The sequence below is a fragment of the Lelliottia sp. JS-SCA-14 genome, assembly GCF_035593345.1.
Lineage (GTDB): Bacteria > Pseudomonadota > Gammaproteobacteria > Enterobacterales > Enterobacteriaceae > Enterobacter > Enterobacter wanjuensis.
This window is the reverse complement of the sequence record NZ_CP141606.1, coordinates 653,849-669,535: the sequence shown is the minus strand read 5'-3', so window position 1 is coordinate 669,535 and position 15,687 is coordinate 653,849. Positions and strand designations below refer to the sequence as shown.

At 56.6% G+C, this 15,687-nt stretch carries 18 protein-coding genes; 9 read left to right on the top strand and 9 right to left on the bottom strand.

Going from position 1 to position 15,687, the window contains the following annotated elements:
• Nucleotides 1-18 precede the first annotated feature (18 nt).
• Entirely contained in the window at nt 19-1,362 is a 1,344-nt protein-coding gene (locus tag U9O48_RS03190) for a PTS sugar transporter subunit IIC (protein ID WP_100777747.1), read from the bottom strand.
• Between the two features lie 328 nt (nt 1,363-1,690).
• Here U9O48_RS03190 and U9O48_RS03185 point away from each other — a divergent pair, with 328 nt between their 5' ends.
• Nucleotides 1,691-2,149: a YbaK/EbsC family protein gene (locus U9O48_RS03185; RefSeq protein WP_282493452.1), complete on the top strand. Its 459-nt coding sequence runs from the start codon at nt 1,691-1,693 to the stop codon at nt 2,147-2,149.
• A 34-nt stretch (nt 2,150-2,183) separates the two neighbouring features.
• Here U9O48_RS03185 and bglJ read toward each other — a convergent pair whose 3' ends face one another.
• Both bglJ and U9O48_RS03175 read right to left on the bottom strand, forming a co-directional pair.
• Nucleotides 2,184-2,804 (bottom strand): DNA-binding transcriptional activator BglJ, encoded by a 621-nt coding sequence (gene bglJ, locus U9O48_RS03180; RefSeq protein ID WP_285145179.1) that lies wholly within the window; start codon nt 2,802-2,804, stop codon nt 2,184-2,186.
• A gap of 11 nt (nt 2,805-2,815) precedes the next feature.
• Complete coding sequence (locus tag U9O48_RS03175) at nt 2,816-3,538, bottom strand: helix-turn-helix transcriptional regulator (RefSeq protein ID WP_282493451.1); 723 nt, start codon at nt 3,536-3,538, stop codon at nt 2,816-2,818.
• A 393-nt stretch (nt 3,539-3,931) separates the two neighbouring features.
• On the opposite strand from U9O48_RS03175, the gene U9O48_RS03170 reads away from it, so the two are divergent.
• The 5 genes from U9O48_RS03170 to U9O48_RS03150 all read left to right on the top strand — a co-directional run bounded on the left by U9O48_RS03170 (nt 3,932) and on the right by U9O48_RS03150 (nt 6,885).
• Complete coding sequence (locus U9O48_RS03170) at nt 3,932-4,708, top strand: threonine/serine ThrE exporter family protein (RefSeq protein ID WP_282493450.1); 777 nt, start codon at nt 3,932-3,934, stop codon at nt 4,706-4,708.
• Nucleotides 4,699-5,172, top strand: coding sequence for a threonine/serine exporter (locus tag U9O48_RS03165; RefSeq protein ID WP_282493449.1), 474 nt, complete (start codon nt 4,699-4,701; stop codon nt 5,170-5,172). The genes U9O48_RS03170 and U9O48_RS03165 overlap by 10 nt, the downstream gene beginning before the upstream one ends.
• Nucleotides 5,173-5,237: 65 nt before the next feature.
• Nucleotides 5,238-5,879, top strand: a complete 642-nt coding sequence (locus U9O48_RS03160; RefSeq protein WP_282493448.1) for a TetR family transcriptional regulator — start codon at nt 5,238-5,240, stop codon at nt 5,877-5,879.
• 40 nt (nt 5,880-5,919) lie between these two features.
• On the top strand, nt 5,920-6,372 hold the full coding sequence (locus U9O48_RS03155) for a MarR family winged helix-turn-helix transcriptional regulator (protein WP_103949857.1): 453 nt from the start codon (nt 5,920-5,922) through the stop codon (nt 6,370-6,372).
• 84 nt (nt 6,373-6,456) lie between these two features.
• Nucleotides 6,457-6,885 carry an organic hydroperoxide resistance protein gene (locus tag U9O48_RS03150; RefSeq protein ID WP_100777755.1) on the top strand — a complete coding sequence of 143 codons (429 nt, stop codon included), beginning with the start codon at nt 6,457-6,459 and terminating at the stop codon, nt 6,883-6,885.
• A gap of 72 nt (nt 6,886-6,957) precedes the next feature.
• Here the strand turns inward: U9O48_RS03150 and U9O48_RS03145 are convergent, their stop codons facing one another.
• The 3 genes from U9O48_RS03145 to U9O48_RS03135 all read right to left on the bottom strand — a co-directional run bounded on the left by U9O48_RS03145 (nt 6,958) and on the right by U9O48_RS03135 (nt 8,703).
• A complete protein-coding gene (locus tag U9O48_RS03145; RefSeq protein ID WP_324723502.1) occupies nt 6,958-7,653 on the bottom strand; it encodes a winged helix-turn-helix domain-containing protein in 696 nt (231 codons plus the stop codon).
• Nucleotides 7,654-7,688: 35 nt separating this feature from the next.
• Nucleotides 7,689-8,015 carry an antibiotic biosynthesis monooxygenase gene (locus U9O48_RS03140; protein WP_324723501.1) on the bottom strand — a complete coding sequence of 109 codons (327 nt, stop codon included), beginning with the start codon at nt 8,013-8,015 and terminating at the stop codon, nt 7,689-7,691.
• 208 nt (nt 8,016-8,223) lie between these two features.
• Entirely contained in the window at nt 8,224-8,703 is a 480-nt protein-coding gene (locus tag U9O48_RS03135; protein WP_285153694.1) for a carboxymuconolactone decarboxylase family protein, read from the bottom strand.
• 101 nt (nt 8,704-8,804) lie between these two features.
• Between U9O48_RS03135 and U9O48_RS03130 the strand changes: the two genes are divergently transcribed.
• Together U9O48_RS03130 and U9O48_RS03125 are read left to right on the top strand one after the other, a co-directional pair.
• Nucleotides 8,805-10,196, top strand: a complete 1,392-nt coding sequence (locus U9O48_RS03130) for a PLP-dependent aminotransferase family protein (RefSeq protein WP_324723500.1) — start codon at nt 8,805-8,807, stop codon at nt 10,194-10,196.
• Nucleotides 10,197-10,302: 106 nt separating this feature from the next.
• Nucleotides 10,303-10,557 carry a DUF4282 domain-containing protein gene (locus U9O48_RS03125; RefSeq protein ID WP_324723499.1) on the top strand — a complete coding sequence of 85 codons (255 nt, stop codon included), beginning with the start codon at nt 10,303-10,305 and terminating at the stop codon, nt 10,555-10,557.
• A 44-nt stretch (nt 10,558-10,601) separates the two neighbouring features.
• Here U9O48_RS03125 and U9O48_RS03120 read toward each other — a convergent pair whose 3' ends face one another.
• Nucleotides 10,602-10,772: a DUF1127 domain-containing protein gene (locus U9O48_RS03120; RefSeq protein WP_282493416.1), complete on the bottom strand. Its 171-nt coding sequence runs from the start codon at nt 10,770-10,772 to the stop codon at nt 10,602-10,604.
• Between the two features lie 176 nt (nt 10,773-10,948).
• On the opposite strand from U9O48_RS03120, the gene U9O48_RS03115 reads away from it, so the two are divergent.
• On the top strand, nt 10,949-12,364 hold the full coding sequence (locus U9O48_RS03115) for a PLP-dependent aminotransferase family protein (protein ID WP_285150397.1): 1,416 nt from the start codon (nt 10,949-10,951) through the stop codon (nt 12,362-12,364).
• A 107-nt stretch (nt 12,365-12,471) separates the two neighbouring features.
• Here the strand turns inward: U9O48_RS03115 and foxA are convergent, their stop codons facing one another.
• Together foxA and U9O48_RS03105 are read right to left on the bottom strand one after the other, a co-directional pair.
• Nucleotides 12,472-14,580: a ferrioxamine B receptor FoxA gene (gene foxA, locus U9O48_RS03110; RefSeq protein WP_324724374.1), complete on the bottom strand. Its 2,109-nt coding sequence runs from the start codon at nt 14,578-14,580 to the stop codon at nt 12,472-12,474.
• A gap of 121 nt (nt 14,581-14,701) precedes the next feature.
• A complete protein-coding gene (locus U9O48_RS03105; protein ID WP_324723498.1) occupies nt 14,702-15,676 on the bottom strand; it encodes an AraC family transcriptional regulator in 975 nt (324 codons plus the stop codon).
• Between the last annotated feature and the right edge of the window lie 11 nt (nt 15,677-15,687).

The window sequence follows — 15,687 nt, the reverse complement described above, 5'->3', positions numbered from 1 at the left end:
TGCCGTTTTGCTTTTTGTTTAAGCCACCTGCTGGCTATCCTCTTCCGCGCGCTGCGCTTCTTCGGCTTCCTGCTCCAGCAACTGCTTCTCGTACACTTTGAAGAACGGGTAGTAGATGATCGCCGAGACCAGCGCCAGCAGAATCACCAGCACCGCCGCACGGAAGTCCCAGCCCAGCGCCCACGCAGCCCCAACCGGAGCCGGTGCGGTCCACGGCACCACAGAAATCACGCGTCCAATCAGATCCAACTTCATGGCAGCCCATGCGAGCACGGCGTTGACCATCGGTGCCAGCAGGAACGGAATGAAGAACACCGGGTTCATGACGATCGGCGTACCGAAGATCACCGGTTCGTTAATGTTGAAGAAGCTTGGAACCACGCTCAGACGGCCAATGGAACGCAGGTGCGCGGAACGGCTGCGCAGATAGCAGATCACCAGTCCCATCGTGGCGCCAGAGCCACCGATGACGATGAAGAAAGTCCAGAACGCTTCCATAAAGATATGCGGCAGCGGCGCGCCCTGCGCCAGTGCAGTCTGGTTCATCCCAAGGTTGGTCAGCCAGAACATCTGCAGCATGCCTGAGACAATCGCCGCACCGTGGATCCCGGCAAACCACAGCAGGTGGCCGATCAGCACCGCCAGCAGGATAGCAGGCAGAGAATCTGCCGCAGAGACCAGCGGTTTGAAGATGGACATGATCGCCTGAGGGATCAGCATGTCGAACTGGGACTGAATAAACAGGCTCAGCGGATAGAGCGTCAGCACCACGACCAGCACCGGAATCAGCAGATCAAAGGAGTTTTTGATCATCGGTGGAACCTGGTCCGGGAGACGAATACCAATGTTGTGCGCCTTCAGGAAACGCATCATTTCCACGCAGTAGACCGCCACCAGAATCGCGGTAAAGATCCCCGTTCCGCCCAGGCTATCGACCGGCATTGCCCCTTTGGTTTTCGGTGCAGCCACCAGCAAAAACGCCATCAGTGACAGCATCGCGCACATGAACGGGTCGAGCTGATGCGACTTCACGTAATGCTTGCCCAGGTTGTAGGCAATCGCCGCGCAGATGTAGATCGACATGATACCCATGGTCATATCGAAAGGTGTGAGGATCTGACCTTCAAACTGTTTCGCCATATCCAGCCACGCGCGGGCAAAGCCCCAGGTGGTGTCCGGCGAGAAAGGCGGATAAGCAAAGACAAGCAAGAATGATCCGACAATCATAAATGGCATCGCGGAAATAAATCCGTCGCGAATCGCCATCACGTGACGCTGGGATGAGATGCGCCCGGCGACGGGACTGACATAGTTTTCAACGAATCGGAAAATAAGATTAAACGCAGCATGGTTGGCAGACATTGTGGCTCTCCTGTCAGACGTTCAGTTTGGACGCAAACGCGCCACACGGTGTTCCACATATCAGTGTCACCACCTTGCCAGTTCGTTTACCAGCGGTACAGCTCGGACTGATTGGTTTCATAATCGACTCTTATTATGGGATACAGGGGAAGTTACATCGTCAGTATTAATCTCTCCCGTGCACTCTGCAACCGGTTACTGTAACCGGTTTCCGTGAATGTGAAGGCGATCCAGAAATCGGGTGAACAGGATATTTGTTACCTAAGAGATATTTACAGAGCATAATTTCTTATGACAGATTACGCAGGATATTTGTCAGGAGATAACAATGAGTTTGCAGTCTGTACGACAATTTTTTGCTGACAATGCCCCGGATATTGATGTCATTGAGCTTAGCCAAAGCACCGCAACGGTTGCGCTGGCCGCGGCCGCTCATCACGTCGAGCCGGGACAGATAGCGAAAACCTTATCACTGAAGGTCAAAAATGAAGTGGTACTGGTTGTCGCCAAAGGCGATGCACGCCTGGACAACAAAAAACTGAAAAGCGTGTTTGGCGCGAAAGCGCGGATGTTATGCAGTGATGAAGTGGTGACACTCACCGGACACCCTGTCGGCGGAGTCTGTCCCTTTGGCCTGGAGAATCCTCTGGCCGTGTACTGCGACATTTCATTAAAACAATATGAGGAAGTGCTGCCTGCCGCGGGCTCCATCCACAGCGCCGTACGCATCGCGCCAGAAAGAATGGCAGAGCTGACGTCGGCGAAATGGGTAGATGTCTGCATTTGATCGTTGCGCCAGATCCCTCTGGCGCAGAGACAGGCTATGACGCAGCCCGTAGCTGCGGCTCGCGCATCGGCAGATGCCCCAGAATGTCCGCCGCATCCAGAAGACCGACGTCAGAATTCACCCCAAGTTTGATCATCGCATTATATTTGTGAGCGCGAACGGTTTTGATATTACGCGCAAGCTGCTCCGCGATTTCAGGTATCGAAAAGCCCGCCGCCAGATACCGCAAAATGGCCCGCTCTGTTGGGCTGAGCATTCTGCAATGGCTCCCGTGCCAGTGGACAAACTCGTTGTTATTGACGCTACCCGTTTCACTGAGCAGGGTGGCAAGCTGATTTTGCAGCTCCGCCAGCGATGCCGATTTACTGATAATCCCGTGCAGACGAGAAGGCGACAGCTGACCAATCAGCCTTGCCTCTGCGTCGTCTGCCGCCAGGATAATACGCTGTATCTCACTGTGTGAATAAGCCAGTTCACGCAGAGAAATCAGACAGTTTCTTCGTTCTTCTCGCGCATCTGAGAGCGAATAGATCACTGAGAAAAAAGGGGTTTGTGAAAGAGCCGTTTTAAAACTCGCGAAATCTTTAAACAGATGAAGTTGATATTGGCTTAATGGCGCGAGTGCAAAAAGGTGTTCAAGCCCTGCGGCGCTCATTGAGCATTGGTCTACGACAGCAATATCTCTTCCTGAGGCATTTGTTTCCATTCCTTTTGCTCTCCATAGGCTGAGATTAAATTCAGCTCTCTCATTCCCTGCGTGCTGTTGATCCAGGCGTACATTTCCGCATTACCGTGCAGTGATAACCGACGCATTGCGCTATTCTTTTGGGCACTGACGGTTTTATTGCTTTTTTTCAATAACGTCGCGATTTGGTTAATTCCCCAGCCTTTCCCCAGAAGACGTAACACTTTACGCTCCGAGAGGGTCAGCATTATCGAGGCTTTATACTCTTCGCCACCGTTTCGCGGGTCAGGTGATAACAATGCCTGGCTTATCCGGTCTGAATATTCACTGCCCGCCCGGATGGCATTGACGACGCCTTCAATCGGCTCCATATCCGAAAGCAGCGTGCTTTCAGGGCGCACCAGGAACTCAACGGCAAGGGGGTACAGGGCGCGCGAGACCAAAAATATCCAGTGGATATCCCGATATTGGCTCAATAATAAATAATAGTGTTCAAGTGCGCCCCGCGGGTCGACGTAATCCCCTGAAATATCCGCAACCACCACAGAGGCGCGATTTAGCTGCTGTAACGTCAGCTCATCCTGAGAGCGGCTAGAGACCACATCATATTCAGGAAAATGATTAGTCATCACGCCAACGAGACCGGTTTGCATTACCGGAATTTTACTTATAACGATCCCAAACTTTCCTTTTACAGGTGACATAGACCCTCCGAATCCATTCTTGATTTAATTTTATGGCATTTAATACGAATACATAGCGCTAAAGCAGGTGTCATCCCGACGCTGAATTAATTAGTACAGGTTATATTAACAGGAACAATTATAATCCAGAAAACACTAAAGCAGCGAATAATATAGTACAAAAAACAGCATAACATAATACTGAATGCGTAAAATATTAATGAGAATAAACTAAATTAATAAATTATATATTTAATAGATTGGCATTCATAAAATAAATAAAAACGCCGTGGGATCCCCTCGCCCCAACTGATTGCACAAATGTTGATCTGACCCAGAGCCAGACGGGCCGCGGTTTGTGCTAAAAGTAAACATTCAGGGGCAATCTGGCAGTTCTCATTTTCAGGGCAACAAATGCAGGCAGATCAGTCGTCACAACGCGCCGCCACGCGACTATGCATCCAGTGCGGCCTTTTTTTATTGCAACACGGTGCGGAAAGCGCCCTCGTTGAAGAGCTGTCCACACGCCTGGGCCTGGCGCTGGGGATGGACAGCGTCGAGAGTTCGATCTCCTCAAACGCGATCGTGCTGACCACCATTAAAGATGGGCAATGCCTGACGTCCACCCGTAAAAATCAGGATCGCGGCATCAATATGCACGTGGTGACGGAAGTGCAGCACATCGTAATCATGGCTGAACATAAGCTTCTGGACCAGGCCTCCGTGGAGAAACGATTTAACCAAATCAAGCCGCTGCGCTATCCGCGCTGGCTGGTAGTGGTCATGGTCGGGCTCTCCTGCGCCTGTTTTTGCAAACTGAATAACGGCGGATGGGACGGTGCCGTGGTGACCTTTTTCGCCAGCGCCGTTGCCATGTATGTGCGCCAGTTGCTGACGCAGCGCCACATGCATCCGCAGATCAATTTTTGCATCGCCGCGTTTGTCGCCACGACGGTTTCCGGCCTGCTGCTGCGCCTGCCCGTTTTCGTCAACACACCGACCGTCGCCATGGCGGCCAGCGTCCTGCTGCTGGTCCCCGGCTTCCCGCTGATAAACGCCGTCGCTGACATGTTCAAAGGGCACATCAACACCGGCCTGGCGCGCTGGGCGATTGCCAGTTTACTCACCCTCGCCACCTGTATCGGCGTGGTGATGGCGATGACACTCTGGGGGCTGCGCGGATGGGCATAATCGAGTTTTTACTGGCACTGGCGCAAGACATGGCGCTGGCCGCCATTCCCGCCGTCGGTTTTGCGATGGTCTTCAACGTACCCCATCGCGCCCTGCCCTGGTGTGCGCTGCTCGGCGCGATCGGCCACGGCTCGCGGATGGTGATGATGACCGCCGGGTTTAACATCGAGTGGTCAACATTCATGGCGTCAATGCTCGTCGGCAGTATCGGCATTCAGTGGTCGCGCTGGTATCTGGCCCATCCGAAAGTCTTTACCGTGGCGGCGGTGATCCCGATGTTCCCCGGAATCTCCGCCTACACCGCGATGATCTCGGCGGTGAAGATCAGCCACTTCGGCTACAGCGAGCCGCAGATGATCCTGCTGTTAAGCAATTTCCTCAAAGCCTCGTCCATCGTCGGCGCGCTCTCCATCGGCCTGTCGATCCCCGGTTTGTGGCTCTACAGAAAGCGTCCGCGCGTTTGAATTTGTGTTATCCCGCAGCCATGGCGATAATCCCTGCATTCTGTTTGGCGATGTAAGGAGTGGCAGTGGCTAACCCTGGCAGCGAATTCCCCGACCACCATGATGATTCCAGCCTGAAGGACAAGATTTTTCAGAGCGCGATTACTCTGTTCGCCGAATACGGTCTGAACGGCGCGCGCATGGAGCAGATTGCCGAGAAAGCTGGCACCACCAAACGCATGGTGGTTTATCACTATAAAAACAAAGAGAACCTCTATCTCCAGACGCTGGAGTACGTCTACACCCAGATCCGCGCCAGCGAAAAACAGCTTAGCCTGTCAGGCCTTCCGCCCGTCGAAGCGCTGGTCCATCTGGTGGAAGCGACCTTTGACTACCACGCCGATCACCCGGATTACATTCGCATCATCTGCATGGAGAACATGCAGCGCGGCCGCTTTATGCAGCAATCCAGCTACCTGCGTCAGGTTAACCGCAGCGCGCTCGAACTGCTGGAAGCGATCCTGCAGCGCGGTAAAGAGAAGCAGCTGTTTAACCAGACCGTCGATGCGCGCGATCTGCACCGCCTGATCAGCAGTTTCAGTTTTCATTACGTCGCTAACAGCTACACTTTCACCCTGCTGTTTGAAGACGGTGCCGATGAGCAAGCCCAGCGCCAGCACTATCGCAAAATGGCGGTGCAGGTGGCCCTTCGCTATACCTGCCCTTAAATCGCTTGCAATTAAATCGCGCACTATCTATATTCACTTTATGAATGCGAAAACGAACGACACCACCGCTGCGCTGATGCTGGATAACCAGCTCTGTTTTGCCCTCTACTCGGCAAACCTGGCGCTCAATAAGCTGTACCGGCAACTGCTGGCGCCGCTTAACCTGACCTACCCGCAGTATCTGGTGATGCTGATTTTGTGGGAGCAGGATGACATCACGGTGTCGGAGATTGGCGAGCGTCTGTTCCTGGATTCCGCCACGCTCACCCCGCTGCTGAAACGCATGGAAAGTGCCGGTTTGTTGGTCCGTCAGCGCTCGCGCCAGGATGAACGCCAGGTCGCTGTTACGCTGACCGACGACGGTCGCGCGCTCCAGCAGCAGGCAAAAAGTATCCCTGAGGCCGTCGGCTGCGCCGCGCAGTGCGATGCGGATTCCATGCTCGCGCTCAAGCAGCAGCTCGAGCAACTGCGTCAGCAGCTCCATCGCGCCTGAGGCTATAGTTAATAAGATTCTATTTACCCATATATATCGCGCGCTATTTAATAGCACACATAACCGTAAGATGAGGAACCTGCCATGTCTTTAGAAAAAGTTGTTTATACCGCCAAAGCCAAAGCCACCGGAGGCCGTGATGGCCGTGCGACCTCTTCCGATGGCGTCCTGGACGTCAAACTGGGCGTACCGAAAGAGATGGGCGGCATGGGCGGCGAAGTGACTAACCCAGAGCAGCTGTTCGCAGCGGGTTACTCTGCCTGCTTCCTGGGCGCGATGAAGTTTGTCTCTGCCCGTGACAAAATCGCCCTGCCAAAAGACGCGTTTATCGAAGGCGAAGTGGGTATCGGTCCATTGCCGACCGGTTTTGGTATCGAAGCCAAACTGAACATCCACGTGCCAGGCATGGACGAAGCGGAAGCCAAAAAACTGGTCGACGCGGCGCACATCGTTTGCCCGTACTCCAACGCCACCCGCGGCAATATTGATGTGACCCTCAACATCATCGCGTAATTATTGCCTGATGGCGCTGCGCTTATCCGGCCTGCTCAGGTAGCCCGGGTCAGCGCAGCGCCACCGGGCACGCTAGCGGCTAAAATGCTGATGAATGGCATTTTTCCCGACAGGTGTCACCACCACCTCCCGGTACCCCGCCACCCGCTGGATCCAGCCTTTCGTTTCCAGAAAAATCAGCAGCGCCGCACCCGCCTCACCGCCCAGATGAAACCGGCGCTCGCTCCAGTCCAGGCAGGCGCAGCACGCTTTGCGGCGGGAGTGAGTATTGAGTGCAATACCGAGTTTGAGGAACTGTTCGCGCCCGAGCACGGTCAGCGCGGAACCGTCCGGCTCCAGCCAGTTTTCCGCCAGCATAAAATCGTAAATCTGCACCGCGATCGTGCCCGCCAGATGGTCGTAGCAGGTCCGCGCTTCACGCATGGTTTTCGGTGCCGTGGTTTCCGGCGGCATGATGCGATTCCAGGACAACCCCATGATCTGCTCCACCAGCTCGGCGACATCATGCCCGGCAAGGCGATAATAGCGATGACGCCCCTGAGACAGACAGACGATGAGCTTGCCCTCCACGAGCCTCGCCAGATGCCCGCTGGCGGTGGACGGCGCCACGTCCGCCGCTGCGCTCAGCTCCGTTGCGGTCCAGGCGCGGCCGTCCATCAGGGCGCAAAGCATTTTAACCCTCGACGGATCGGCCATCGCCGCCGCAATCGCCGCGACGGCACACTCCAGCGCGTCGTTGTTTTCAGTCGGTAAACTTTTCTTCTGCACAGGCTGCCCACGTATGATTGACCGTTGCCACCAGCTTAGCATGAGCCCTGCTCCGGCTTGTCATCCGAGCCATACTCCCGGACCAGCTGCACCACGCGAATGCGGTAATGGGCGAAAATCGACGCCCGCCCCTCGGCCTGCGCCGCCTTGTGAAAAACGTTCTGCTTCCAGGCGCGAATGGCCTCTTCATCCCGCCACCAGGACAGTGACAGAATTTTGCCCTCCGTCGTCAGGCTCTGAAAACGCTCGATCTCGATAAAACCATCGATATCCGCCAGCAGCGGTTTTAGCTCCGCCGCCAGCTCCAGATAGCGCGCCTGATGCGCCGGTTCGGCCCGGGCTTCAAAAAGGACTGCGATCATAGTTTTAGCTCTCCGTTGTGATATTCGAAGAGCATGCAGGGGAATCAGGAGGGATGCTTCGGTGAGGAGCGAAATGTCGGTATTGCCGGATGGCGCTGCGCTTATCCGGCCTACAAAATCGTTAGGCCCGGTCATACACAACGCCATCCTGCATTGCCCTTGTAGGCCCGGTAAGCGCAGCGCCACCGGGCATCTAAGCGATGAAGAACTATTCCAGGTTAGCCTTGTTCAACCCGTAAGCCACGTCCATCGCGCCAGGTTCCATGCGCGAGGTGATCCCCAGGCGGTTCCAGGCGTTGATCGCCACGATGGCGAAGTTCAGCTCGGAAATCTCGGTGTCGGAGAAGTGCTCGGACACGCTGCGGTACAGCTCGTCGCTGATCCCTTCTACGGTGATGTGCGTCAGGGCTTCGGTGAAGGCCAGCGCGGCTTTCTCGCGGGCGCTGAACAGCGGGGATTCGCGCCAGACCGTCAGGTGATACAGGCGCAGCTCGCGCTCACCGGCAATTTTCGCCTCTTTCGAGTGCATATCCAGACAGAACGTACAGCCGTTCAGCTGGGAGACGCGAATGTCGATCAGGTGCTTGAGCGCCGGTTCGATGGAGGTTTTGCCGACAGCCATGCTCAGATCGGACAGGGCTTTGGCCAGGGCAGGTGTGGCTTTATGGTGGTTAACGCGAGTGCTCATTGTCTTTCCTCTTATTGTGCGGCATATCAAATGCGATGGGGCAAATCTACGCCGATCATGACATAGTAAAAAGATACAAAACTGCTGAAACGAGGTAGGACATGAAATCGGGCTATCACGACATTTATACCCGCTATCGCGACAACATTACGCGCGGCGTGCTGAAGCCCGGCGACAAAGTGCCTGCCATTCGCGTGCTGGCCGAAGAGCTGAAAGTGGCGCGCAAAACCGTCGAAACCGCCTATGCGATCCTGATCGGCGAAGGCTATCTGGTCAGCCAGGGCGCGCGCGGCACGCGGGTGAATCCGGATTTGAATCTCCCGGCGAAGCCATCCGCGCCCGCCGAACAGGCCACCGGCACGCTGCCGGAATCCCTCATCACCCAGCGCGAGCGCGCCGGTTTTCTGCGCGCGGGCATTCCGGCGCTGGACAGTTTTCCCTATAAAAAGTGGCTGCTGCTGGCGGGTCAGGCGACGCGATCCATGCGTCAGGAGGAGATGCTGAACCCGCCGGTGATGGGCTGGGCTCCCCTGCGTCAGGCGATTGCCAGCTATCTGAATATCTCGCGCGGCTTGTCCTGCACGGCGGAACAGGTGCTGATCACCAGCGGGTACAGCGGCAGCTTGCGGCTGATCCTCGACACGCTGGCGAGCCGCAGCGACAAAGTGGTGTTTGAAGATCCGGGCTATTTTATGGGCCAGCAGCTGCTGAAACGGATCGTCCCGCGCCTGCACACCGTCCCGGTGGATCGTTCCGGTATGGATACGGACTATCTGCTGCGCCATCACCGCGACGCCCGTTTCGCCATCGTCACGCCGTCGCACCAGAGCCCGCTGGCGGTCACCCTTTCGCTGCCGCGCAAACAGCAGTTGCTCGACTGGGCGACGCAGAATGACGCGTGGATCATCGAGGACGACTACGACGGCGAGTTTCATTACACCCGCAAGGTGCTGCCCTCGTTAAAAAGTATCGATCGCCACGACCGGGTGATCTTTATGGGCACCTTCAGCAAAACCGTGATGCCGTCCCTGCGCATGGGCTATCTGGTGATGCCAGCCAGCACTGTGGAAGCCTTTACCGACTGCGCGGATATTGTCGCCAGCGGCCAGCCGGTGCTGACGCAAAAAATCCTCACCGCCTTTATTAACGACGGCCACTTTTTCCGTCATCTCAAAAAGATGCGTGCGCTGTATCAGCAGCGCCGCGACTGGATGATTGCCGCCCTGCGGGAAGTTTACGGCGAGCGGTTTTTCACCGAGCAAAACGACGGCGGAATGCACATCGTGGCGTTCCTGACCAAAGGCAGCTGCGACCGCGAAATCGCCCGCTGCTGGCAGGCGCAGCAGCTGCAGGTCAACGCGCTATCCGAGTGGTATCGCGGCTCCGGCAAACGCTACGGACTGGTGATGGGGTACAACAATGTGCGGAGCTTCGAAGAGGCGCTGGAACTGCTGCGCCGCCCGCTGGCCGAGACGCTGGGCCTGCTGAAATAGCAAGTCTAGAGCGAGACTTTTTGGTAGGTGTACGGGGCGGAACAACTCTGGTTATACTCCGCGAGCTTATTTCGTCGGATTCCGACATTTTTCTAAGGACAAGAAAATGAAGTCAATTTTAGGGTTTGATTATCTGTTAACGCCGCGTGTGCTGGTCTTTTTCTACTGGATCGCCATGCTGTGTATTCTGGTTAGCGGCATCTACACCATGTTCACCGAACATCTGATTGCCGGTTTCTTTGGCATGTTCTTCGGCCTGATCGGCTGTCGCGTGATGTTCGAGCTGATCATGGTGGCGTTTAAAAATAACGAATATCTGCGACGCATCGCGGAAAACACCAGCATCACGAAAGCCGAGTAATGTTCAGGCATTTATCTGCCGCCGTGCAGATAAATGCCTGTTGTTCAGATATTGCATGCATCATTGCGCGTTAACCCGACATCCCGCAGCTGTTCATCGCTCATGCCCTGCAGTAAGCGCCGCGTCTGCTCGCGACGACGCCATTTCACAAACGCCTGCCAGACAAAAACGAAGCCGATAAAAGGCCGGAACGGGCGGTTTTCGTTGAATTCCATGATCTTCTCCTCACGCTGTTTGAGGCTCTATCATCGTCGGAATCGGGCTTTACAATACAGATTCAAAAACAACTTTTCTTTAACATACAGATCCGCTAAAAATGAATCTGCATGGCGAATTCCGCCGCGATCTGTACTGGTTTAACAATCTGTATGGTGATAATCGAGGATACAGCATGACGCGTTACCAACATCTGGCCAATCTGCTGGCGCAGCGCATTGAACAAGGGCTGTATCGCAGCGGCGAACGTTTGCCGTCGGTACGCGCGCTGAGTCAGGAGCACGGCGTGAGTATCAGCACCATTCAGCAGGCCTATCAGATCCTCGAAAATCTTCAGCTGATCACCCCCCAGCCGCGCTCCGGCTATTTTGTCTCTCAGAAGAAAGCCCTGCCGCCGGTTCCGGCGATGACCCGCCCGGTACAGCGCCCGGTCGACGTGACCCAGTGGGACGAAGTGATGATGCTCCTCGATGCACGCGGCGATCGCGAGATGATCTCCTTTGGCGGCGGTTCGCCGGATCTGACCCAGCCGAGCCTGAAACCCCTTTGGCGCGAGATGAGCCGCATTGCGCAGCACAACCCGGCGGAGATGCTGAGCTACGACGTGCTGGAGGGGCGCAAAGAGCTGCGTGAGCAGATTGCGCGGCTGATGCTCGACGGCGGTTCGACCGTCGCGGCGGAGGAGATTGTCATCACCAACGGCTGTCACGGGGCGCTGTCGCTGGCGCTGCTGTCTGTGTGCAAACCGGGGGATATCGTGGCGGTGGAGTCGCCGTCGTTCCACGGCACTATGCAGATGCTGCGCGGGTTTGATATTAAAGCGATCGAGATCCCGACCGATCCTGAAACCGGGATCAGCATTGAAGCCCTCGAACTGGCGCTGGAGCAGTGGCCGATCAAGGCCGTGATCCTGGTGCCGAACTGCAATAACCCGCTCGGTTTTATCATGCCGGAAGCGCGCAAACGGCAGGTGCTGGCCCTGGCGCAGCGGCACGATATTGTGATCGTCGAGGATGATATTTACGGCGAGCTGGCGGCGGACTATCCGCGTCCGCGCACCATTCACTCGTTCGATATCGACGGGCGGGTGTTGCTGTGCAGTTCGTTTACCAAAACCGTCGCGCCGGGGCTGCGCGTCGGCTGGATTGTGCCGGGCCGCTATTACGACCGGGTGATGCACATGAAATACGCGGCGGGCGGGTTTAACGTTCCGGCCACGCAGATGGCGGTCGCGGCGTTTATCCGCGACGGGCATTATCACCGGCATCTGCGGCGTATGCGCCAGATTTATCAGCAAAATATGGAGCGTTATACCTGCTGGGTGCGGCAGTATTTCCCGTGTGAGATCTGCGTAACGCGACCTAAAGGGAGTTTTTTGCTGTGGGTGGAGTTGCCGGAACAGGTGGATATGGTGTGCGTCAGTAAACAGCTGTGTGCGCTGAAAATTCAGGCGGCGGCGGGGTCGTTGTTTTCCGCCTCGGGGAAGTATCGTAACTGCCTGCGGATCAACGTCGCCCTGCCGCCCACCGAGAAAAACCGCGAGGCGTTGAAGAAAATGGGCGAGGCGATTTATATCGCCATGGAGGAGTAGGTTTGCCGGGTGGCGGCTGCGCCTTACCCGGCCTACAAATACCGAATCCTCGGAGCGTAGGCCCGGTAAGCGCAGCGCCACCGGGCGTCAGGCCGCACGGACTCACATCAGAACTTCCAGGACACGCTCCCCACGATGCTGCGCTCCGCCCCAAAGTAGCAATAAGAGAGCGAGTTACAGGCCGCCACGTAGCTTTCGTCCGTCAGGTTATTGACGTTCAACTGCGCGCTCAACCCTTTCACACCCAGCTTCGACAGATCGTATCCCACCGCTAAATCCACCAGCGTATAAGACGGCAGCGTGTGCGTGTTCTGGCGATCGCTGGTCACGCCGTTCACGTAGCGCACGCCGGAACCGAGGGTCAGACCGTCCAGCGGACCGGTTTTGACGTCGTAGCTCAGCCAGGTGCTGGCCATGTTACGCGGGGCGTAGACCGCGCGTTTGCCCTCTTCTTCCGGGCTGCTCTTCTTGTAGCGAATATCCGTATAGGTATACGCCGCCTGCACGCGCAGGCTGTCGGTCAGCTGGCCAATCGCTTCCAGCTCTACGCCTTCCGATTCGATCTCACCGATGGAACGATACGGATCCGTCGGCTCCTCTTTGGTGGCGATGTTTTTCTGATTGATACGGAACACCGACGCGCTGAACTGGCTGTTCATCCCTTCCGGCTCGACCTTCACACCCGCTTCCCACTGCTTGCCCTTCATCGGGTCGAGGATCTGGCCGTTCTCATCGGCGAAGCTGGTCGGCGTGAACGCGGTGGAGTAGCTGATGTACGGCGCGATGCCGTTGTCGAACAGATACAGCAGCGCCGCACGGCTGCTGAAGTTGTTCTTATCCAGATCGCTGCGGCTGCTGTTGAGCTTGTCGATATTCGACACGCTCACCTGGTCGTAACGCCCGCCCAGGGTCAGACGCCAGCGGTCAAGCGACATCTGATCCTGCAGGTAGTAGCCGGTCTGGCGCAGCTTGTGCTTCTCTTTGCTGTACATGGTGATGGAGTTAGGCTTCGCGCCATACACCGGATGGAAAGCGTTGATCGGCGGGAAATCGCCGTAATAGCCGGTGGTGTTGTTGCTGCGATCCTGATAATCCAGACCGATCAGCACCCGATGGTTCACCGCCCAGGTGTCGAAACTGCCGTCGACCTGGTTATCGAGAGTGATGGCGTTCATCTTCTCGTCAGAGCCGGAATAGCCACGATTCAGATCCGTTTCGTTCAGCCAGCCCGCGGCATACACCTGATTCAGCTCGACTTTGGTGTGCAGATAGCGCAGCTTCTGGCGCACCGACCAGCCGCTATCGAACATGTGCTCGATGTTGTACCCGACCATGTTCTCGCGACGGTCATATTTATCGTAATCGTCCTCGCCTTCAAAGAAGGTATTGGAAATTTTCTTGCCGTCGTGAGGAACCACTGTGCCTTCATACGGCAGGCCGGAGTGGCTACCGCCTTCCGGATCGCGATGCAGATAGGCCATCAGGTCGAGGCGCGTGTTGTCGGTGATGCGCCAGGTCAGGCTCGGCATCAGCGCGTAACGCTCTTCTTTCAGCGGGCCGAACTGGGAATCGGCGTAGCGAGTCATCCCGCTCAGACGGGCGGCCACGCGGTCGTTGTCGTCCAGTGGCCCAGTGACGTCGAACATCGCCCCGCGCTGGTCGTTATTCCCGGCGAAGAGTTTGATTTCACCGCCCGCATCGAAGGAAGGTTTGCGCGAGGTGAGCGCCACAATCCCGCCCGGCGATGAACGACCATACAGCACCGATGCCGGGCCGCGCACCACTTCAATATTTTCCAGGAACCAGGGATCAACCACCAGCGAGCTGTGGGAGTTGGTATCCCCCATCATCTTCAGGCCGTCGAGATAGACGTTGTCCAGGCTGCCGTCGGAGAAGCCGCGCAGCACAATGTAATCAAAGCGATTCGATGCCCCGATCTGGTTGCTGTAGACGCCCGGCGTATAGCTCACCGCCTGGCGCACGCTGGTCGCGCCCTGCTCTTCGAACTGCTCGCGCGTCACGATCGACACGGACTGCGGGGTTTCGATATCTGGCGTTGCAAGCTTGGTCGCGCCACTCTGCATTTGCGAGGTGACAACGACGGTGTCGTTTTTCGGCGTATCCTGCGCCAGCAAAGGGAACGCGACGCTGCCGGTAACGCATCCCACCAGCAGTGCCAGCCGTGATTGAGCGAACATGAAAGTCTCCAAAGGTATTTCTAATTGTTAATAAGAATTATTACCTTTTTGAGATCGCAAACAGCTATGCGTAACGCCAGGTGACGTATGCGCAATGACAAACTGTGCGCGAGACATTCGCGCGATGGGGAAAAGTGCGTTAGCCGTGTCGGCGCAGATCGCCGGGGGAGATGCCGTATCGACGGCGAAACGCGGTGGAGAAGTTGGTCGCGTGCTGATAGCCGGACATCCACGCGGCCTGCTGCACGCTGTGCCCTTCCAGCAGATAGCGGCGCGCCAGCTCGAGACGGCAGTCGCGCAGATAATCAAACACGGTTTTGCCGTAGGCGTGGCGGAACTTGGTCCGCAGGCTGCCAGGGCTCATCGCCGCCTGTGTCGCCAGCTGCGCGAGGCTGTATTCCTGTTCCGGCGACTGTTCCAGCATGCGCCGGATACGTTCCAGACGCGCAAACTCCCCGCACGGCGGCAGCGCACCGCGAACCGCCTGCGGCTGGCACTGATTCAGACCGTGTCCGAGCAGCTGATACATCAGCCCTTCGAGCAACAGCTTGCGCGATACGGCGCTCAGCCATTTCTGCTGCGCATGCTGAATGCCAATCAGCACAAACCCAGGCACCGGCCAGACGAACGTCGGCGCATGCAGGCGCTGCCATTCCAGGAGCAGTGTTTCCAGTAAGCTCTCGCAATCGGCATGGTTCGGATAAACGCCAAAAGAGAGGGTTTTCAGGGTGCAGTCTGCGTCGTGGCGGGCGCTCATCGCCTGCTGTTCGCTCAGCTGCGAGCTGAACGCCATCCCCGGCAATACCTGATACTCCTCGCCGTTCAACGTCAGCGTGACGCACCCTTCCAGCACCACCAGCATATAAAGCGGGCTGCTGTGGCGAGAGGTGGTTTCATAGGGCTGAAGCACGCGCACGTCGGAGTGCGTCAGGGAAATACCGGAGGAGAGGGTCATCTCTTCGACATCCCCGTGCAGAACCGGGCTGTCGTGACGGGCGTTATCGGCCAGATGCGGGAAACGATAATCGATGCCGTAGCGTTCGCCGAAGCCAATAAAATCTTCCACGCAGAACAGGCGTTTGGTTGAGAGATCAGGCTGTGCGGCAAGGTTCATGATGGCGTTTG